This window comes from Membranihabitans maritimus (assembly GCF_021729145.1).
Classification (GTDB): Bacteria; Bacteroidota; Bacteroidia; order Chitinophagales; family Saprospiraceae; genus Membranihabitans; species Membranihabitans maritimus.
The window spans coordinates 16566-37461 of sequence record NZ_JAJSLW010000008.1; the positions used below are offsets into that span (position 1 = coordinate 16566).

Below are 20896 nucleotides of genomic sequence, written 5' to 3' on the forward strand. Positions count from 1 at the left end.
TCACTTTTGAATACCGAAGGCTAGCAGAATAGTAAACAGCAGAATAGAATTATGAAGAAACCTTATATAAGTGGTATCCAACAAATGGGGATTGGTGTTGGCAATGTTCACGAAGCCTGGAAATGGTATCGGAAGAACCTGGGGGTAGATGTTCCTATTTTTGAAGAAGCTGCAGAGGCTTCTCTCATGTTGCCCTATACAGGTGGTGAACCGCGCAAGAGACACGCAGTATTAGCAATGAATCTGAATGGTGGTGGCGGTTTTGAGATATGGCAGTATGTGGGGAGGACACCTCAAAAACCCAGTTTTGAAATTTTACCTGGGGACCTGGGTATTAATATCGCAAAAATAAAGTCAAGTGATGTCAGTAAAACGTTTAATAAGTTAAAGAATAATGGAGTAAAGCTATTATCTGAACGTTTAACCGATCCAAGGGGAAAGGAACATTTTTATTTTTCAGACCCTTATAATAATATATTTGAAGTTGTTCATTCAGACCAGTGGTTTGGTCAACGCTACAGGGTAAATGGAGGAATCGTGGGTGCGGTGGTAGGTGTCTCTGACATCGATCGGTCGATGGTATTTTATAAAGAAATCCTGGGCTATAATCAAGTTGAATACGATATAAAGGACTCTGCAAATGATTTTGGAGAATGGAATTCCGATGGGTTTTCTTTCAGGAGGGTTTTGCTGACGAGGGAAGCACCCTATCACGGTCCATTTTCTGAAATGTTGGGAAAGACAGAAATTGAGTTGATTCAGGTAAAGGGAAGAGAACCAAAGAAAATTTATGCGGATAGATTTTGGGGTGATCTTGGATTTATTCATTTGTGTTTTGATATTGTAGGAATGAATGAAATGCGTGAACTTTGTGCATCATTTGGCAGCCCATTTACGGTTGATAGCAGTAATAGTTTTGATATGGGGGAAGCAGCTGGGCACTTTAGTTATGTAGAGGACCCTGATGGGACCCTAATAGAATTTGTAGAAACCCATAAAATTCCAATTATGAAAAAAATTGGATGGTATTTGGACTTGAGAAAACGCAAACCGGAAAAGAAACTACCGAAATTAATGCTTAAGGCACTTTCACTAAACCGGGTAAAAGATTAATGGCTGGATTTGAAAACAAATGGATTTGGATAACAGGTGCATCTTCTGGATTGGGAAGGGCAATGGCCCTGGTATTTTCCAAAGAAAATGCAAACTTAATCTTGTCATCGAGGAATGTGGACAAATTGGAAGATGTACGCAATGAATGCACAGGAACCGGGCGTAAGGAGATATTGACTCTTGACCTTCAGAGTGAAAGTGAATTCCCGGAAAAAGTCGACCAAGCCCTTTCTTTTGGAGGAGCGATCGATATCTTAATTAATAATGGAGGAATAAGCCAAAGGGCACAGGCTGTTAATACTCAACCCGAAGTTGCCCGAAAGTTATTTGAAGTTAATTTTTTTGGTACCATTGAATTAACCCGACAGGTATTGCCATCCATGATTGACCGAAATCGTGGTCATATTGTAGTCATATCAAGTGTGGTAGGGAAATTTGGAAGTCCTTTACGTTCCACATATTCTGCCAGTAAACACGCCTTACATGGGTATTTTGATTCCTTGAGATTTGAGGTTCAGGATAATGGTATTGATGTATCTATCATTTGTCCGGGTTTTATCCAGACCGAAGTATCCCGAAATGCACTAACGGCAAATGGAAATCCCCAGGGAAAAATGGATAATAAAACCTCAAAAGGCCTGACTCCGGAAGAATTTGGTAGTAAGGTACTTAATGCTATACGAAAGCGGAAAAAGGAAGCTTATATTGGTAAATATGAAGTGCTGGGTGTTCATGTGAAAAGGTTCCTGCCCAATCTATTCCACAAGATAATATCCAGGTCGGAGGTGACCTGATATTAAGCGATTTTAGTTCCGGAAAGTATGGAGGAGATTGATATGTATCAAGTCCAGAAATTGAAATCACCTACAGCCTGGTAGCAAAAAGGTTTTGATGATTATGAAACGTCCAATTTAAAACTGTAAATAGGGCTTCAGATACAGGAATTGGGGCCCGAGAATTATCTATAATAGATTTGGGCGCTGGCTGCTGTAACAATTCCTTCCATGGAATGTTATACTCATTCTTAAACCAATAAACCAAGATTGCATTAATTGTGAGTTCGGCCAACAAAAACTATCGTATTTATGAAATTACTCAAACAACTTCAATGGAGGTATTCTGCCAAGCGAATGAATGGTAGAGTGATACCTGATGAGATTATTGAAAATATTTTGGAAGCGATACGGTTAGCTCCTACCTCTATGGGATTACAGCCATTTCAGGTCACTGTTGTTAAAGACCTAAAAGTTCGGAAAGAGATATTTGAAGAAGCCTGCCAGCAGCCCCAGATACTGGAGTGTTCGCACTTATTGATCTTCAATGGATGGTCTGATGTCACAGAAGAGCAGGTTGATAATTACCTGAATCGAATCGCTGTAACACGAAATCATGGAATGGAAGAGTTGTCAGGTTTTAGAAAGAGTATCCTTTCTTTTCTCAGCAGCAGGACAAAGGATCAGGTAAGTGAATGGTCTGCCAGACAAATCTATTTGGCCCTTGGTACAGCGATAGATGCTGCCGCTATGAGCGAAGTAGATGCTACTCCCATGGAAGGGTTTAATGCCCAAAAAATGGATAAATTGTTTGAACTAAAAGATCGGAAGTTACATTCGGTAGTTTTGTTGGCATTGGGATACAGAAATGAAGACAAGGATATTTTTGCACGCGCACCTAAAGTGAGACGTAATTCCAAAGAAATTTTTGAACTTATTTAATTCCCAACCTGAATCCTTATAAGTAGTTGAATACAGCCTACCACACTTTAAGGGAGTCATATATCTGAACTTTTGTCCACAAGTGTTCACTTTCTTCTTTGAATTTGTCATGAACGGGTTCTGTTTGATATTTATCCTGAGCTTCTTTATCGTCGAAGGAAACGATAAGACAGTAGGTGTAAGAATTGTCAACTACTTCACGAGGAGTATTAGCAGGAGTTCCTAAATATCGGGTCTTAATATACTTTGAGTTATCGATAAATTTTGTAATTGATTTTTCAAATGCAGCGCGGTCTTCTGCATTATCAGGATTTTTTAACCAAAAATAAACGGAATGTGTAAATGTACCTTGCATATTATCATTGGGTTCAATACATGAAAAAAATAAAATACCCGGCAAAATAAATAAGAATATCCTTTTTTTCATACTAACTAATTACTAGAAAATAGGAGATAAAATTAAGGATATCTTACTGATTATAAAAATCAAACTCGTACTGATTTATTGCTATACTGTTATTTTTTGATACTATTTGGCAAAAAAAATTCCTTCTGGTGAATTGTTATTCCAATTTTTCCGGTCTAAGGTTAATACATGAGGAAAATAGCAATAAAATGGTTTATGGTACCCGCTGTTACAAATATATGCCAAATAGAATGAAAGTATGGCTGATGATCTTTTTTGTAGAAATATATACCCAGCGTATAGGAGAGCCCCCCAGCGACTAGCAATAATAAAATGTTAATTGGTGTGTTTTTGAAGATGGGGACAATGACAAATATCAACATCCAACCAAGAAAGGCATAAAACCCAGTGCTTAGATTGTCAAATCTACCGGTAAACCATATCTTGGCAATAGCTCCCAGTGCTATTAATCCCCACATGGATATCAGGAATATGGTGGCGGTAGGGTGGCTTACATAATTGGTGATCACAGGTGTATAAGTACCTCCAATTAGAAAAAATATGCTGATATGGTCCAGGATCTTAAATATTTCTTTGCGTTTGGGATTGCGGGTGGCGTGATATGTAGTAGATGAAATGTAAGTAAAAATAATACCAAATAAAAAGGGAAGGATAGGCCAAAATTTCGGGAAGTCGTCGGATAGTTTTGAAAAGAACAGGAAGGGTATTAATAATACAAAAAACAGAAAGGGAACTCCGTGAGTAATGGTATTAATACGTTCTTCTTTTTGAGTTTGAATCCTGTTCATAATATAAGGTTACAAAGCTATTGACTGTTAGTATTCGAATAATCTGGCGGGAAAATAGTTGCAAATTGTTGAAGTAATATTAAATTAATGTAGAATCAGTAAACCATTTAAGAGCAATTTAGTTTGTGTCAGTTTATATGAGCACAAATTTTACGGGGTTGTTCAAAATAAGGAAAAAGAATTAATCGATTTAAGCCATATCACTTAGGCTATTTATGAAGTTGAGTGATAGTTTACAATTTAGCAAAATAAAGAATTATGAAAAATCTGACCTTTTTGAATGGAGATCAAATGCCTGTTATTGGTTTAGGAACCTGGAAGTCTCAGCCGGGACAAGTTTTTAATGCAGTAAAGTATGCTGTCAGTGCTGGATATCGCCACATAGATTGTGCCGCAATTTATGGTAATGAAAAAGAGATTGGTGAAGCCATTTCCGAATTAATTCGAGATGGAGTCGTTGGGCGTGAAGAATTATGGATTACTTCAAAATTATGGAATGATAGTCATAGGAATGATCAGGTCGAAGATGCTTTAAAAAACACGTTGGTTGATTTACAACTTGATTATTTGGATTTATATCTGATTCATTGGCCGGTAGCTATCAAAAACGGTATAGGTTTTCCCAAAAGTGGCGCGGACTTTATTTCCTTAAAAGAAATTCCCCTGGAAGAAACCTGGAGTGCAATGCTGAAAATGAGAGATATGGGAATTATTAAGCACGCGGGAGTTTCAAATTTTAATTCCAAAAAAATCAACCATTTAATTTCTGTTACCGGGGCTGTTCCCGAAGTTAACCAGATAGAATTACATCCCTATTTACAACAAACAGAGTTGGTTGATTTTTGCAAAGAAAAGAACGTACACGTAACCGCCTATTCTCCATTGGGAAGTGCGGATCGCCCTACGGCCAATAGAGACCAGAGACCCATATTGCTTGAAAATCAGGTAGTGGTTGATATTGCAAGTCACAAAGGTGTTTCACCAGCACAAATTTTAATCGCATTTGCTGTGCAACGTGGAATATCAGTTATCCCTAAATCTGTAACCCCATCGCGAATTAAACAGAATTTCGAAGCCAAAGATATTACTTTAAGTCCTTCAGAGATGGAAGCTTTGTATGGAATGGATGAGGGGATGCGATATATAGATGGTACTACATGGACGATAGAAAGATCGCCGAATACTCTGGAAAGTCTTTGGGAAGGTGAATATTAATTCTGCAAATCAGTAAAACGCTTTTTATTGTATTTGATCTTTTTGGCCTATTGTTCATCATCATTAGGCCCGTAGGTAATGTATTTACAGTCTATTTTTAAATATAATTTGATGGGAGATGAAAAAAGAAATAGTACACTTGGATTGATATTGATTTTGGGTTCCATGGCTGCCATTGGCCCATTGAGTATCGATATGTATTTACCTGCTTTTAATGATATTGCTTTGGGGTTGAATACTGACAAAACGCAGGTGGGATATACATTGACCAGTTATTTTATTGGGATAGGAATTGGGCAATTGCTTTTTGGTCCCTTGACGGATCGCTATGGGAGAAAATGGCCCACAGTGATAGGCCTTGGGGTATTTCTGATATCCGCCTTCGCTATTTACAATACTCCCAATATAGAATTCTTTATTGGGATCCGGGTGTTAATGGCTTTGGGTGGGTGTATAGGTATGATTACCAGCAAGGCAATTGTGCGAGATCTGTTCCCGCCGGAAGACACGGCAAAAGTATTTTCTTTTTTAATGCTGGTGATGGGAATCGCCCCGGTAATTGCACCTACTATCGGAGGGTTTATGGTGGCTTCCTTTGGGTGGCGATCAATTTTTTTATTATTGACTATTTATTCTTTAATTATTTTTTTCTCTGTAACTTTTTTATTGAAAGAAAGTAAAGGAGTTGACCCTACCGTCTCTTTGAAACCGTTAGCTGTAGCGAAGGACTATAGGACTGTTTTTTTAAACTCCTGGTTTTTGCGGTATAGTATGGCAGGGTCCCTGGCATATGCTGGAATGTTCGCTTACATAAGTGGTGCTTCATTTATCTATATGGATGTTTTTGGTTTGTCGCAACAGCAATTCGGGTGGACGTTTGGTCTTAATGCAGGAGGCTACATAGGGGGTGCACAAATTAATCGCCTCTTCTTGAAACGTTGGTCAAGTTCGTTGGTATGTAAGAGAACGATGTTATTACAGTCAATGGTAGCTGTAATTATGGTCATTTCTTTTTTTATACCGGTATTGTCAAAGGGGATAACGATTGCCGGGATTTGGATTTATTTATTTTGTCTCGGTTTTATCACCCCAAATACCACTGCTCAAGCATTGGCTCCATTTGAAAAGCTGGCTGGAACAGCATCCGCTTTAATCGGAGGTATTCAAATGCTCGCCGGCGCATTAATTACGGGGCTGGTGAGTGTATTACTATCTGTGAATGGAACCATTTTTCCAATTATTTTGGTAATGACTATTTGTTCCATAATTGGAATGATACTGTTGAATCTGGGTATGAAAAGCATTAGACGTCTTAAAAAAGTTTCGACTGTGTTCCATTTCTAATTTTTATTTGTTTTCCTCCCATTTTACATCTGAAATTATAGTTATTCTTTGGGGCAGGCTGTCAACTCTTTATGAGTCCAGTTGGAATTATTCCTTTCATAATTAAGTAGTGTTTGCGCATACACTAAAGCTATAATTTTTTCTATATTTACCTGCCGTCGTTCTTTATGATTGAAGAATTTTAGTTCAAAAAGAAAATAGAGTTAATTTTTTTCGTTAGTATAGACAATATTTTCAGATGGAATAATTTATCCAGGTCCAGAGAATTTATCCATTAGATTATTTTTAAATGGGAGTAATATTACCGGTTCTTTGGTCAATGGGATAACAACAAATAACGATACTGTGCAATATAATTTATTATGAAAAAAGAAAGCAGGAGAAATTTTTTAAAAAAATCAGGGGTAGCCGTTGCCGGTTTCTATATTGTTCCGAGACATGTACTCGGAGGGAAGAATTTTACCCCCCCTTCGGATCAATTGACGAAAGGAGTGATTGGTGTAGGGGCTATGGGTCGGGGACATCTCAATTATGAAGGGAGGACAATTGCAATCTGTGACGTTGATTCAGGTCATATCCAACAAGCGCTGGAAATAACAGGTAATGGAATCACTACATATTCTGATTTTAGGGAATTATTGCAAAATGATGATATAGATGTAGTTCATATAGCCACTCCTCCCCATTGGCATGGTTTGATGGCAGTGGAAGCGGCAAAAGCAGGTAAGGATATTTGGTGTGAAAAGCCAATGACCCGTACGATTGGAGAAGGCCAGGCAGTAGTTGATGCTGTAAACAGGCATGATAGAATGTTTAGGTTAAATACCTGGTTTCGATTTCGTGCCGGATTCTATGGAATGGGTGTGCCTGTCGAGCCAATTAAAAAACTTGTTGAAAACCGCGTTTTTGGGTGGCCTTTAAAAGTGACGATAAGTGGGACAACTGGATTTAATTGGAAATTTTATTGGAGTGGAAAAACCAATTTGGAGCCGCAGCCAGTTCCGGAGGAGTTGGATTACGATATGTGGCTGGGACCAGCACCGTACAAACCGTATAATGCAGATAGGGTACACTTGAACTTCCGGGGTTATTGGGATTATGACGGAGGAGGACTGGGAGATATGGGACAACACTATATGGATCCGGTTCAGTATTTGTTGGAAAAAGATCATACGAATCCTATAAGTGTAGAGGTGGATGCTCCTCAACAACATCCGGAGGCAGTGAGTACATGGAGGAGAATAACATATACTTATGACGATGGTTGTCAAATTATTTTGGACGGAGAAAATAAAGACAAGGATGCGGTATTTATTGAAGGTCCTGACGGTACACTCAACAAAGGAATGCAATCATCTATCCCTAATATTCACAAATTAATAGACAGCTTGCCGGCTCCTATTCCTCAGATAGAAACATTTAGTGAATCCGTTCGTACCCGACAAAAGTTTGCCCTTAATGAAATGAATGGTCACCGGAGTTGTAATCTAATAAATATGGGTAAAATAGCACTTCGGTTAGGACGGAATCTGAAATTTGATCCGGAGAACCAGGTGTTTATTAATGATGAAGGAGCAAATAAATTGATTCACCAACCGATGAGAGGTCATTGGTCAATTTAAAAATAATGAGAAGTACTACGAGTTTTAGAAATATATCTATTCTTTTATTTATAGTCTCAATGTTCCATGGGCTTGAAGCTCAGGACAATCGAACATTCGAGACGAAGGTAGCAGATGCACTAAATGTCTTACCAGCGGAAAATTTTGATACCTACACGGAAACCACCAAAGGTCTTATCAATTTAGGACCTGATGTAGTAGCCGAATTGGCGCAATTATATAACGCAAGTTCCGGAGATGAAAAAGCTAAACTGGAGTATGCTTTTTCGGGAATTGGGAAATACTTATCTTCTGCTTCCAATGCCGTTCAACTTACTTTTTCGGATGCTTTTATTGTTGCAATAGATGAAAGTAATGACAATGATTTGATGGATATATTGTTGGAAGAATTAATGTATTTTATACCTGGTGAAAAGGTCATGGATTTACAACCATTTATTTCCAGGCCAGAACAACAGATGAGAGTATTGGATATTCTCGAGTATCATCCCGGGAAAGAAGTGGGGACTTTGATTTATGAATCTATGGATCAGTTAGGTAATCGGAGTAAATACAAGGCCTATAAAATTTTATCAGATCCCAGCTTTGGACAAGCGACTAATGTACTCACGGCGCGCGGAGCTTCGTCCAGCACGGATCTTGGGAAGGTAATTATGAACGGAATGGCTGAAACAGGTGATCAAAAGTATTATAACTTTTTTAAAGAATTATCAGAAGGGATGCCCGATGATTTCTCTGTTGATGCTATTTTGAAATATTCTGAAAATGCCGCTAAAGAGGGTAACGGTGCCCAGGCATTTTCCCTATTGGAGTCTATTTTTAATTCAAATGATGCGTCTACTGAGTTTAAGGCATTGGCATTGAAAGAGCTAGTTGCTGTAGATGCTGCAAAATCGATCGAACTTATCAAAAAGGCTCTTCATTCCGAGGACGAGAATATAGCTGTGGCGGCTGCTCATAGTTTGGCGAATCTCGATAAAAATTATTGGAATGCATTAGGAGAGACTCTTGGAAGAGCGCATCCTATGGCCCAGGCCACGGGACTGCGGATATTATCGAGAAAAGGTTGGATTGGTACTTCAGATCTGGCAACAGCTTTATTAAGTATTGCGGAAGATAATGTAAAAGAAGAAGCCATAAAGGCTCTGGCAGTGGCAAAAGGATTGGATGTACAGGATCAGATATTAGAATTTATAAAAAATAATTCAGATGAACGTTTACTTAATGCCGGTGTTGTGGCATTGAAAATGGCTACTGGCACAGATAATGTCAAAAATATTGTCCAAAGCTTATCATCTTTTGATTCAACCAAACAAGCTTTACTTTTACCTGTAATTGGAATGCGAGGAAATCAAGGTGACTTCAATACGGTCTATGATATTGCACAGTCCTCTTCTGGCAATTTACAATCAAGTGCACTATCCGCACTGGCAAAATTGGGTAGTGATACCGAGGTATCGAGAATGATTGATCTATTAAAATTTTTGGAAGGTGAAAATCTCAAAGTAGGGCAATCTTCTCTTGAGCAAATGTTGAGTAGTAGTGAGTCAGACCGTTGGGCTATTAACCTGGAGACGGCGATTGATAGTGAGGAAAATACGAGATTTATCCCCTTCATTACGTATTTGGAGGAATCAAAAGCCCGTTCTATGGCGAAGAAAATTCTCCATGGAGATAATGTAGTCAATCAAAATTTATTATTGAACAGAATATCATCATGGAGAGATGATGGATTAATTGACGATATAATTCCTTTACTGGATAATGCAGCTACTCATAAATCTGCTTTTAAAGCCTTGTTAGAAACTATCGAGGATTCCGAATGGCCGGTTGCAAAAAAATTACTTTATTTTAAAAAATACTGTAATAAAGCTGTACTACCGGATGAGAAAATTATGGCAATTCAAAAGATGGGCTCGTTTAAAGATTTCTATGCTTTGGTCCTGGTAGGCGAGTATTTGGATTCAAAATATTCAAGAATTCAAAATGCTGCTGCTATGGCTGTGATGTCAATAGTTATGCCTGGCCCCCAGAACAATGATGGAATGACCGGAGAAGTGGCCATCAATCTTTTGAAAAATGCACGTGATATTGTTACCGGAAATGATGCAAGCTATTTTAAAGAAAATATAGATACCTATATTGAATCCATTCCGGAGGATGTCGCTGAAGGATTTGTTCCAATGTTCAATGGTCAAGACCTTTCGGGCTGGCATGGATTTGTAGAGAACCCTATCAAATTGAAAGAAATGTCACAAAGTGAGTTGGAATCGAAGATGGAGGAAGCCAACCAAAAGATGAAGGAACATTGGTGGGTTGAAAATGGGGAAATTCGCTTCAAAGGAAATGGTAAGAACCTGGTGTCAGATAAAAATTACCGAAATTTCGTTATGCTTGTAGATTGGCAAATTGATAAAGAAGGTGATAGCGGTATTTATTTGCGTGGCACTCCACAGGTACAAATATGGGATACGGCCAGAGTAGATGTCGGGGCTCAGGTGGGGTCCGGGGGACTCTATAATAATAAAGAACATGAGAGTAAACCTTCTAAGTTAGCTGACCTGGCCATTGGGGACTGGAATCATATGAAGATTGAAATGATGGGTGAAAAGGTTTCGGTTTGGTTAAACGGTGAATTGGTAGTAGATAATGTGGTGATGGAAAATTACTGGGATCGGTCCATCCCAATTTTCCCTACGGGCCCTATTGAATTGCAAGCTCATGGAACAAATATTGGATTTAAGAATATTTTTATCAATGAAATTCCTTCCGGGGAGGATTTGTTGAGTGATGAAGAAAGAAGTGCAGGCTTTGAACCGATTTTTAACGGGTATAACCTCGATGGATGGGTTGGGAACAAATCGCAGTATACGGTCGAGAATGGGATGATAGTAGTAGATCCTGCAGCGAGTGGTAGTCACGGAAATTTATTTACTGAACAAGAATACGAAGACTTTCACTTTAAGTTTGAATTTCAATTGACACCTGGTGCCAATAATGGTTTGGGCATTCATGCACCGTTAGAAGGAAATGCTGCCTATGATGGCAAAGAAATTCAGATTTTAGATAATACGGCCAGTATCTATGCTAATCTTGAGCCGTACCAGTATCATGGCTCCCTGTATGGTATCGCACCTGCAAAGCGGGGCTATTTAAAGCCCGTAGGAGAATGGAACGAGGAAGAGGTTGTTATTCAGGATGGGCGATATAAAGTTGTTCTAAATGGGACCGTTATTCTGGATGTTGATCTGAAAGAAGTAACCAAAGGAGGTACTATGGATGGAAAAAAACACAAAGGTATTCGAAAAGACAAAGGCCACCTGGGATTTCTTGGCCATGGGTCAGAAGTGAAATTTAGAAATTTGCGGTTGAAAGAGCTATAGAATCTGTGTGAAATTTAAATAACCCGAGTTCGAAGCGTTTTTAGGATTCAGAGCACTTGACAAAATTATGGTTCGACTAAAAGGAGTATAGACTATTTAGAGTTTCTTTTTGGAAGAAGGTAGCTGTTTACAATGGGGTATTCTATATGATAAATTCCCAGGCTTGGATCGAGAAAGTGAATCCACTATGTTCCCTTCCTTTTGATTTATCCGATAAAGCAAAAAGAATCTGCCACCGAAAAGCGGGGCAATCGTTGTATATTCTCATTCCATTACCTCTGAACTAATATAATAATTCGTCGAATTCAGGCGAAATATGAATTATTTGACAAAGTTTTTCAAAATTACTTTGATTAAGGGATGCCAAGCTTTTGGCTCCCTTTTATTGCCGGCCTTTACTTTATTCGCCATTCTTTGATGAATTCTATTTATCTCTACTCCTTAGAGAAGCGAATACTAATGACACGGGTATATACAAAAAAATATTTATTATTGATAATTTTAATTCGTTTTTAATATTTATGTGTAAGTAATTGATTATTAAATATGTATATTAGTTATGTTAATAAAATATAAAGTTATTAACAGCTCGGAAAAAATGATTTTTATGTTATGATTTTTTTTAATAAGTTGTGTAAAGAAAATTGTACAATGTGATTTTCTGCTTTCCATGTGAACATTATTTTATCCAATTCGATTACTTTCTTACTAAAGATAAATCATGAAACCATCATCAATTACTACCAGGAAGAAAACTTTTTCGTACAACGAAGTTCTAGATAGGACTATACGTTATTTTGATGGGGATGAACTGGCGGCTACAACCTGGATTAATAAATATGCAGTCAAGGATATTGAGGGTAATTATTATGAAGTTTCTCCTGACGATATGCATATGAGAATGGCCAGTGAATTTGCCAGAATTGAAAAGAAATATCAAAAGGATGGTAAGAAATCCTCTCATTTGTCGCCCTATGGAAAGCAGAGGGAATTATTAGATGAACAGAGGATATATGAATTATTTAAGGATTTTAAGTATGTAATTCCTCAAGGAAGTGTAATGGCTGCTTTGGGAAATGATCAGATGATAGCTTCTTTGTCTAATTGCGTGGTGGTGCCTCCCGTTTTTGATTCATATGGGGGAATAATGTATACGGATCAGCAATTGGCACAATTATTCAAAAGACGCTGCGGAGTGGGAGTGGATATTTCCGGTCTAAGACCCCAGGATGCCTATGTCTCCAATGCTGCCGGGACGACTACCGGCGCGGTTTCTTTTATGGAGCGGTTTTCAAATACTACCCGTGAGGTGGCCCAGAATGGACGCCGGGGCGCTTTGATGTTAACTATTGACATTGCGCATCCAGATGTGGAAGATTTTGTGATGATTAAGCAGGATTTATCGAAAGTCACAGGTGCAAATATTTCCATACGCTTATCCGATGAGTTTATGAATGCTGTAGATAGCGATGAGGAATTTCAATTGAGGTGGCCAATTGATTCACCGGAACCTGAATATGTGAAAAATGTTCGAGCCCGGGAATTATGGGATACAGTAATTAAATGTGCACATAATACCGCGGAACCAGGTCTAATATTCTGGGACAGGCAACATAAGTATAGTACTTCTTCAGTTTACCCCGGCTTTGAAAATAGTTCTACCAATCCGTGTTCCGAAATAGCCATGCAAGGTGGTGATAGCTGCCGGCTTATTGCGATTAATTTATACAATTTTGTAGATAAACCCTTCTGTCCGGAAGCGAAGTTTGATTTTGATAAATTTTACCGGATTACCTATGAATCTCAGCATTTAATGGATAATCTTGTGGATTTGGAGCTTGAAGCCATTGAAAGAATTTTAACCAAAGTAGAATCAGATCCTGAACCGCTTCACATTAAGCAGGTAGAAATAGATACCTGGAAATTACTATATGAAAATGGTAAGAATGGCAGGAGAACAGGACTGGGTTTTACAGCTTTAGCGGATATGTGTGCTGCTTTGGGACTTAAATTTGACAGTGACGAGGCCCTTGAAATAGTGGAACAGGTAATGAGTACAAAGATGACTGCAGAATTCGATAGTTCCATTGATATGGCTATTGAAAGAGGTCCCTTTAAAGATTTTGATCCCTCTATTGAAGACCAATCTGAATTTGTCCAGATGATGAAAGAAGAGTTTAGTGATCTCTACAAGAGGATGATGAAATACGGACGTCGAAATATATCGATTAGTACAGTAGCACCAACGGGTACACTAAGTATGTTGGCCCATACGTCGTCAGGTATTGAACCGGTATTCTTACTTTCCTACAAAAGACGGCGTAAAGTAAATGGATCTGATAAATCGGCGAAAGTTAGTTTTGTAGATGATATGGGTGACGCATGGGAAGAATTCGTTGTATATCACCCGAAATTGAAAGAATGGATGGACGCTACAGGAGAGAAGGATAAAGCTAAAAGTCCTTATCATAATGCCACAGCTCCTGAAATTAATTGGCTTCAGCGAGTGCAAATGCAGGCCCTTGTACAAAAATATGTCACGCATTCGATCAGTTCTACGATTAATTTGCCTTCAGATGTGACTGTGGAGAAAGTTGGTAATATTTATATCGAATCCTGGAAAAGAGGATTGAAAGGAATCACTGTCTACAGGGATGGATCCCGGAGCGGAGTTTTAGTTTCCAATGATGAAAATGAAGATTCAAAAGATAAAGAAATTGATACTCAGGAAAAAGCTTACGTCCCTCCCAAGAGGCCTAAAAAAATCGAGGCTGACGTAGTAAGGTTTCAAAATGAATATGAAAAATGGCTGGCCGTAGTTGGATTAGTAGATGGAATGCCTTATGAAATTTTCACGGGTAAAATGGAAGATTCTTTCAATTTGCCGTCTTTTGTTAATAAGGGCTGGGTGATTAAAAATAAGACAGATAAAGGAAACAGTCGATATGATTTTCAATTCATTGATAAAGATGGATATCGTATAACTATTGAGGGGCTATCCAGGTCATTTGATAAGGAGTATTGGAATTATGCCAAGTTGATTTCGGGTGTTTTACGCCATAATATGCCGATTGAAGATGTAGTAGACTTAATAATAGGACTTAATTTATATGATGAGAATATCAATACCTGGAAGAACGGGGTTGCACGGGCACTAAAAAAATATATACTCGATGGTGTAGAAGTTTCGGATAAAAAATGTCCCAATTGTGAAGACCCCAAAGGTCTGGTATATGAGGAGGGTTGCCTGACTTGTAAAAGTTGTGGTTATAGTAAGTGTGGTTAAAGTCCAAAAATTAAATGGAAGGAAATAGTGAAAGGGATGCAATTTTGTATCCCTTTTTTTATGATCTCTGGATTCAATTTTTTATCAATAGTTTCCATATAAAATTTTGTTTTAGTCATTTGAATTTCACTGTAGAATTAATAAATGGTAAAGATTGAGTAATTCATAAAATAATGATATACTCTCTGTACTTTTGAAGCGGAATATTAAATTTTTATTGTTGGAATAGAGGTTGTCGAATGAAATCGATCAATGCACGCATCATAACGGTATCGATTCCTATAGTACTGGGGAATCTTACGCAAATAATACTGGGTATAATTGATAGTGCCATGGTTGGTTCCATTGATGCTTTATTGTTAGCGGCATCATCCCTGGTCAATAATATTCTTGCCATACCCTTTATTATGGGAATGGGGTTATCTTATGCCATTGCTCCAATGGTGGCTTCGGCCAATGGGAATGGAAATTACCAAAGGTGTATGGCAATAGGGTTTAATGGATTTTTTTTATGTACTATTTTTGCTCTGTTCGTAGGCATTGGAATCCATGCCGGTTCAAATATTGTATTTCATCTTGACCAGGATATTGAGGTGGCTAATGCTTCGGTTGATTATCTGATAATTATGGGGTGGTCTACCGTGCCTATGTTGATGTTTCTGGCACTCAAACAATTTACCGATGGTCTCGAATACACGAGGGTCGCTATGACATGGGCTTTGTTGTCTATCCCGATTAATACTTTCCTTAATTGGATCTTTATTTTTGGAAAATTTGGTGTACCAGCTTACGGTTTATTTGGCGCGGGGATAGGAACATTAATCAGCCGGGTTATTATATTTATTGCTTTATTGACAGTAATACTCAGAAGTGAGAAATTTTTAATCTACAGGCAAAAATTGAACCGATCCCTGGTTATTAGTAAAAAGAGAATTCGAAATTTATTACAGATCGGTATTCCTTCGAGTATTCAATACGCTATGGAATCAGGTGCATTTGCAGTATCAGGTATTATGATAGGTTGGTTTGGTGCTACACAACAAGCAGCACACCAGATAGCTATTAGTGTGGCATCCCTGACATTTATGGTGTCGATGGGGCTGTCTGCAGCAGGATCTATACTTGTGGGAAATGCAGTGGGGAAAAAGGATCTGATACATGCTCGGACTATTGGGAAGAATACACTGTTTATGGGACTGGTTTACGGAGTGTTTTGTGCGGTCTTCTTTGCTATTACCAATGCGTATATACCTTTGTTCTTTACGGGTGACATTAAAGTAATTGAGTATGCAGCTGCCCTTTTGATCTTTGCCGGTATTTTTCAAATCTCTGATGCCATTCAAGCCATAGATATCGGAATTTTGCGAGGATTGTATGATGTTAAAATTCCAACGATTTGGGTGTCGATAGCTTACTGGGTGATTGGTATTCCTTTTGGATATTATTTAGCATTTTACCAGGGAATGGAATCCAGGGGAATTTGGTTGGGCCTCGTTACCGGGCTTTCCATTGTAGCCATTACGTTGACTTTTCGCTTTTTCAAAGTTTCCCGTAGCAAAAATGTTTTAGTAAAAGCTTGATTTGTTGACGTGAATTCCAGGAATACGAAGGCTTTCCGGAGGAGCTGAATAGAACAGGGTTTCCCTGGACATTCATGCTTTCACCAGGGGAGATATGGTAGGTTGGTTTCATTAATATCTGGATAACGTAAGGGGAGGAAACCGCTTATATTTACTATTCTTGTTCAGTTCTTTATGACATCAGGCTTTTCATCGATATCTTGTCCATTAAAACACCAATCTATTTTCTAAAACGGGAATCTACATAGTTCAATAGGAAACCATACTTCTTCTTCGAATTTCACAGGTGTCAAATAATCCGAATAAAAATATTCATCGAATTCGGGTATTAGCTATTCAGAGCTTTGCCTCTGAGTTTTTTCAAGAATGGTGAAGCAAAAATAAAATCGACTAATTCCTCATTTTTAGATTCTAATACTTCAGTTTTTGACCCTTGCCACGCCAGTTTTCCCTGGTGTAGCAGGTTGATTTTATCACCAATTTCCAATACCGAGTTCATGTCATGGGTATTAATTACTGTAGTAATATTATTCTCGTAAGTAATGTCTTTAATTAATTCATCAATTACAATGGATGTCTTTGGATCCAACCCGGAATTTGGTTCATCGCAAAATAAATATTTAGGCTTTAATACGATGGATCGGGCAATTCCAACACGCTTTTGCATACCTCCGGAAATTTCAGAGGGGTAACTATTATTAATGCCACTAAGGTTAACTCTTTCCAGGCAATAATTGACCCGGTTCTTTTTTTCTTTTCGGGTCATGGATGTAAACATATCCATGGGAAAACGTATATTTTCTTCGACAGTCATAGAGTCAAATAATGCTGATCCCTGAAAGAGCATCCCTACTTCCAGGCGAAGATTTTGGAGTTGCTTATGGTGAAGGTCAAGAAAGTTTAAACTATTGTATGAAATAGTACCACTTGTTGGTTTTAGTAATCCCACAAGAATTTTGAGTAAAACCGTTTTGCCGGCACCGCTTTTTCCAATTATCAGGTTGTTTTTACCGGCCTCGAAATCAATGGAAATTCCCTTTAAAACTTCAGTTTCTCCAAAACTCTTTGTTATATTTTTAGCTGATATCATGCAGAGTATTTTACGTGGTAAGTATTAGTGCAATAATATAATCCGCCAAAAGTATCAATACATCACTGAATACAACGGCATTTGTGCTGGCCTTCCCCAACTCTATTGAACCGCCTTCCACATAGTATCCCTGGTAACAAGATACAGAAGTCAAAATGTAAGAGAATACAACTGCTTTGACGAGCATCATGGTTACATTAAGGGGGTCAAAAAAAGACCGTAATCCCTTTACATAATCAGGGTGGGTAAGGTCTCCAAAAGGTACAGAGGCAATGTATCCGCCTAAAATACTTACAAAAGCACCAATGCTCACCAAAACTGGTATAATAAAAACAGCTGCAATAACTTTTGGTAAGATAAGGTAGCTAGCGGTATTTACTCCCATTACTTCCATAGCATCAATATGCTCTTTTTGTCTCATTCCCCCGATTTCGGATGCCATATTTGATCCCACTTTTCCGGCGAGTACCAATCCGGTAAAAGTAGGGGCCAATTCAATAATGGTTATGTCTCGTACAATATAGCCAATATAATAACTGGGTATAAATGAACCTCCAATTTGGTAGCTAAATTGAATTGCTGTTACAGCTCCGATAAAAATAGAAATAAGTGCTACTATTGTAATAGAGCCGACGCCAATGTCATACATTTGTCTTACAACTTCTTTCCAATACATTTTAAAATTGGAGGGTCTCCTCAAAGTTGAAAACATCATAAACACATATCTGCCCGTATGAAATAGTAAGCTTTTGATCATAGGATTGTAAATATGATAAATTAATCTAATTTTATCTAGGGATTCAATTTTAAATTAGGTATAATAACAAAAAACGATTCATGAGAATAATTATTACCGGAGCTACAAAAGGCATAGGTAAAGCCGTTGCCAATATTTTCGCTTTTTCCGAACATAGTCTGGCGCTGTGCGCAAGAAATTTAGATGACCTGGTAAAACAAAAATCTCAAATACTAGAAACAACTGAATGCAAGAATGTTTTTATAAAGCCGGTAGATGTTTCAAAAAAAAATGAGGTACAGGAATTCGCAGCAGATGTATTGGCCGAATGGGGTGCTGTTGACCTTTTAGTAAATAATGCCGGCGTTTTTATACCAGGTGAGATATATCGTGAAGAGGATGGGGTCCTGGAAAAAACCATTGAGACGAATGTATACAGTGCTTACCATTTGTCAAGGGCCATTATTCCATCTATGATCGAACAAAAATGCGGACATATCATTAATATTTCCTCTGTAGCAGGTTTGAAAGCTTATCCCAATGGAGGGGCCTATTCTATTTCCAAATTCGCGATGTTGGGATTGGGTAAATGCCTGAGAGAAGAATTAAAAGAATTTGGTATACGTGTAACGAATGTAATGCCAGGGGCTACTTGGTCGAATAGTTGGGCTGGTGTCGATTTACCGAAAGATCGGTTAATGGAGCCAGAAGATATAGCCAGGATTGTGAAAGTGGCTACCGACTTACAAGGTAAAGCAGTATTGGAGGATGTTGTTATTAGGCCAATTCTGGGAGATTTGTAAGTGAGAAAACGATAAAGCCTGGCCAGAGATTTACAGATCTAAATATCTCGTGTATGGATCGGAAGGCAATTGATCAATTGTTTACTATTTATGAGAGTTAAACAAATCTTTTAATTTTCTACAATCAAATTTTGTTGGTTTCAAAAAAATGGTTGATCTTTGCGCTATCATGAAGTTATGAGAATATTATCAAAAATAAAGACCATTCAAATACCTGTCATAAGGGTGTTTTCTGTGAGGGATCGATTCGCTGCGTAAGTTGATCCGTGGTACTCTTCTACACATTTTTGATTTCCTAATTCTCATAGTAAATGAAACAACATAGAAATTTTTCCTATAAAAGACTTTTTCAAAATGTAAAACTTGCCTTAACCGGTAAGGAACTTGATTTTACTTCAGGCAGTATATCCCGGGCTATTTTCCTCTTGTCCGTACCTATGATTATTGAAATGCTGATGGAGTCGGTGTTTGCCCTGGTAGACATCATGTATGTGTCCAGAGTAAGTATCAATGCAGTAGCTACCATTGGGTTAACAGAATCTGTAGTGACGTTAATTTATGCAGTTGCCATTGGTTTGAGTATGGCGGCGACGGCAATTGTAGCCCGCAGGATTGGTGAAAAGGACGTGGTAGGTGCTCGTGAGTCTGCTGTTCAGGCTATTCTTATTGGGGTTATTGTGGCTATGGTGGTAAGTATTGTTGGTGTCATGTATCCGCGGGAAATTTTGTCAGTAATGGGAGCAGAGCCCGATTTAATCGAAGAAGGATTTCGGTATACCCAGATATTATTAGCCGGAAATGTGACTATCGTATTATTATTTATCATTAATGCGGTATTTCGGGGTGCAGGGGATGCTTCTATGGCGATGTGGTCCCTCATTTTATCAAATGGACTAAATATTATATTGGATCCGTTGTTTATCTTCGGTTGGGGACCTGTACCGGCATATGGGGTTACCGGGGCTGCTATAGCTACTACCATAGGTCGGGGAACAGCAGTTATTTTTCAACTGGCTATTTTAATTTATGGCAGTAGTAGAATAAAATTAAAGTATCGTGATTTTGTTCTCAAACTTAAAGTTATCAAAAAGTTGGTGCGGATATCTCTCGGAGGAATCGGCCAATTCCTAATAGGAACTTCCAGTTGGGTATTTTTGATGCGGATAATGGCGGAGTTTGGTAGCGAAGTACTTGCCGGCTACACTATATCTATTCGGGTAATGATGTTTACCTTAATGCCTTCCTGGGGTATCAGTAATGCGGCTGCTACGTTGGTGGGACAAAATCTCGGTGCCCAACAGGTAGATCGGGCAGAAAGATCCGTTTGGAAAACGGGTAAATACAATGCCTATATCATGGTCACCGTATCGCTATTTTATTTACTTTTTGCCCAGAAAATTATTTCGTGGTTTAATGATTCACCGGCAGTAGTGGAAGCAGGTGCCTTGAGTCTTCAGGTAATTGCTGCGGGGTATATATTCTATGCCTATGGAATGGTGATTACTCAGGCTTTCAATGGCGCCGGAGATACGAAGACGCCAACGATTATTAATTTGTTCTGTTTTTGGGTATTTCAGTTGCCTTTTGCTTACCTGGCTGCTCTTGTTTTGAATTGGGGGCCACTAGGTGTTTACCTGGGCATCACATTGGCAGAAACATTAATCGCTATTATTGCTGTTGTTCTTTTCAGGAAAGGTAAGTGGAAAACAGTGGAGGTCTAGAAATGTATGGATTGTTTAATGGGCAGGTCCCTTTTAATTCATCCCAATATGTTTAATTATCTTTGTTACATCA

General features: G+C 38.3%; 15 protein-coding genes. 11 read left to right on the forward strand and 4 right to left on the reverse strand.

Annotated elements, in window-relative coordinates; translation table 11 throughout:
• Positions 1–51 precede the first annotated feature (51 nt).
• From LVD47_RS10865 to LVD47_RS10875, 3 genes are all read left to right on the forward strand, one after another.
• Positions 52–1113, forward strand: a complete 1062-nt coding sequence (locus LVD47_RS10865; RefSeq protein ID WP_236975888.1) for a VOC family protein — start codon at positions 52–54, stop codon at positions 1111–1113.
• Positions 1113–1907: an SDR family oxidoreductase gene (locus tag LVD47_RS10870; protein WP_236975889.1), complete on the forward strand. Its 795-nt coding sequence runs from the start codon at positions 1113–1115 to the stop codon at positions 1905–1907. The genes LVD47_RS10865 and LVD47_RS10870 overlap by 1 nt, the downstream gene beginning before the upstream one ends.
• A gap of 291 nt (positions 1908–2198) precedes the next feature.
• A complete protein-coding gene (locus LVD47_RS10875) occupies positions 2199–2828 on the forward strand; it encodes a nitroreductase family protein (protein ID WP_236975890.1) in 630 nt (209 codons plus the stop codon).
• Between the two features lie 37 nt (positions 2829–2865).
• On the opposite strand, the gene LVD47_RS10880 is transcribed toward LVD47_RS10875, so the two are convergent.
• Together LVD47_RS10880 and trhA are read right to left on the reverse strand one after the other, a co-directional pair.
• The gene (locus tag LVD47_RS10880) at positions 2866–3255 is read right to left on the reverse strand and encodes a Dabb family protein (protein ID WP_236975892.1); all 390 of its coding nucleotides are present in this window, start codon (positions 3253–3255) and stop codon (positions 2866–2868) included.
• Between the two features lie 161 nt (positions 3256–3416).
• Entirely contained in the window at positions 3417–4043 is a 627-nt protein-coding gene (trhA, locus tag LVD47_RS10885) for a PAQR family membrane homeostasis protein TrhA (RefSeq protein ID WP_236975894.1), read from the reverse strand.
• A 258-nt stretch (positions 4044–4301) separates the two neighbouring features.
• On the opposite strand from trhA, the gene LVD47_RS10890 reads away from it, so the two are divergent.
• From LVD47_RS10890 to LVD47_RS10915, 6 genes are all read left to right on the forward strand, one after another.
• Positions 4302–5258 (forward strand): aldo/keto reductase, encoded by a 957-nt coding sequence (locus LVD47_RS10890; RefSeq protein WP_236975896.1) that lies wholly within the window; start codon positions 4302–4304, stop codon positions 5256–5258.
• 111 nt (positions 5259–5369) lie between these two features.
• Entirely contained in the window at positions 5370–6602 is a 1233-nt protein-coding gene (locus LVD47_RS10895) for a multidrug effflux MFS transporter (RefSeq protein ID WP_236975898.1), read from the forward strand.
• 362 nt (positions 6603–6964) lie between these two features.
• Positions 6965–8224 (forward strand): Gfo/Idh/MocA family oxidoreductase, encoded by a 1260-nt coding sequence (locus LVD47_RS10900; RefSeq protein ID WP_236975900.1) that lies wholly within the window; start codon positions 6965–6967, stop codon positions 8222–8224.
• 5 nt (positions 8225–8229) lie between these two features.
• Positions 8230–11607, forward strand: a complete 3378-nt coding sequence (locus LVD47_RS10905) for a DUF1080 domain-containing protein (RefSeq protein ID WP_236975902.1) — start codon at positions 8230–8232, stop codon at positions 11605–11607.
• A gap of 721 nt (positions 11608–12328) precedes the next feature.
• Positions 12329–14893 (forward strand): adenosylcobalamin-dependent ribonucleoside-diphosphate reductase, encoded by a 2565-nt coding sequence (locus tag LVD47_RS10910; RefSeq protein WP_236975904.1) that lies wholly within the window; start codon positions 12329–12331, stop codon positions 14891–14893.
• Positions 14894–15132: 239 nt separating this feature from the next.
• Entirely contained in the window at positions 15133–16473 is a 1341-nt protein-coding gene (locus LVD47_RS10915) for an MATE family efflux transporter (protein ID WP_236975905.1), read from the forward strand.
• Between the two features lie 328 nt (positions 16474–16801).
• Here LVD47_RS10915 and LVD47_RS10920 read toward each other — a convergent pair whose 3' ends face one another.
• A complete protein-coding gene (locus tag LVD47_RS10920; protein ID WP_236975906.1) occupies positions 16802–17563 on the reverse strand; it encodes an ABC transporter ATP-binding protein in 762 nt (253 codons plus the stop codon).
• 10 nt (positions 17564–17573) lie between these two features.
• On the reverse strand, positions 17574–18320 hold the full coding sequence (locus tag LVD47_RS10925) for an MlaE family ABC transporter permease (protein WP_236975907.1): 747 nt from the start codon (positions 18318–18320) through the stop codon (positions 17574–17576).
• An 80-nt stretch (positions 18321–18400) separates the two neighbouring features.
• On the opposite strand from LVD47_RS10925, the gene LVD47_RS10930 reads away from it, so the two are divergent.
• Together LVD47_RS10930 and LVD47_RS10935 are read left to right on the forward strand one after the other, a co-directional pair.
• Positions 18401–19102 (forward strand): SDR family oxidoreductase, encoded by a 702-nt coding sequence (locus LVD47_RS10930; RefSeq protein ID WP_236975908.1) that lies wholly within the window; start codon positions 18401–18403, stop codon positions 19100–19102.
• Positions 19103–19413: 311 nt separating this feature from the next.
• Positions 19414–20823 carry an MATE family efflux transporter gene (locus tag LVD47_RS10935; protein WP_236975909.1) on the forward strand — a complete coding sequence of 470 codons (1410 nt, stop codon included), beginning with the start codon at positions 19414–19416 and terminating at the stop codon, positions 20821–20823.
• Positions 20824–20896: the final 73 nt, after the last annotated feature.

Bases quoted from the DNA above. Each gene is read 5' to 3' on its own strand.
- LVD47_RS10910 (WP_236975904.1), top strand. From the start codon at position 12,329: ATGAAACCATCATCAATTACTACCAGGAAGAAAACTTTTTCGTACAAC.
- LVD47_RS10900 (WP_236975900.1), top strand. From the start codon at position 6,965: ATGAAAAAAGAAAGCAGGAGAAATTTTTTAAAAAAATCAGGGGTAGCC.
- LVD47_RS10890 (WP_236975896.1), top strand. From the start codon at position 4,302: ATGAAAAATCTGACCTTTTTGAATGGAGATCAAATGCCTGTTATTGGT.
- trhA (WP_236975894.1), bottom strand. From the start codon at position 4,043: ATGAACAGGATTCAAACTCAAAAAGAAGAACGTATTAATACCATTACT.
- LVD47_RS10925 (WP_236975907.1), bottom strand. From the start codon at position 18,320: ATGATCAAAAGCTTACTATTTCATACGGGCAGATATGTGTTTATGATG.
- LVD47_RS10880 (WP_236975892.1), bottom strand. From the start codon at position 3,255: ATGAAAAAAAGGATATTCTTATTTATTTTGCCGGGTATTTTATTTTTT.
- LVD47_RS10870 (WP_236975889.1), top strand. From the start codon at position 1,113: ATGGCTGGATTTGAAAACAAATGGATTTGGATAACAGGTGCATCTTCT.
- LVD47_RS10905 (WP_236975902.1), top strand. From the start codon at position 8,230: ATGAGAAGTACTACGAGTTTTAGAAATATATCTATTCTTTTATTTATA.
- LVD47_RS10895 (WP_236975898.1), top strand. From the start codon at position 5,370: ATGGGAGATGAAAAAAGAAATAGTACACTTGGATTGATATTGATTTTG.
- LVD47_RS10930 (WP_236975908.1), top strand. From the start codon at position 18,401: ATGAGAATAATTATTACCGGAGCTACAAAAGGCATAGGTAAAGCCGTT.
- LVD47_RS10875 (WP_236975890.1), top strand. From the start codon at position 2,199: ATGAAATTACTCAAACAACTTCAATGGAGGTATTCTGCCAAGCGAATG.
- LVD47_RS10935 (WP_236975909.1), top strand. From the start codon at position 19,414: ATGAAACAACATAGAAATTTTTCCTATAAAAGACTTTTTCAAAATGTA.
- LVD47_RS10865 (WP_236975888.1), top strand. From the start codon at position 52: ATGAAGAAACCTTATATAAGTGGTATCCAACAAATGGGGATTGGTGTT.
- LVD47_RS10915 (WP_236975905.1), top strand. From the start codon at position 15,133: ATGAAATCGATCAATGCACGCATCATAACGGTATCGATTCCTATAGTA.
- LVD47_RS10920 (WP_236975906.1), bottom strand. From the start codon at position 17,563: ATGATATCAGCTAAAAATATAACAAAGAGTTTTGGAGAAACTGAAGTT.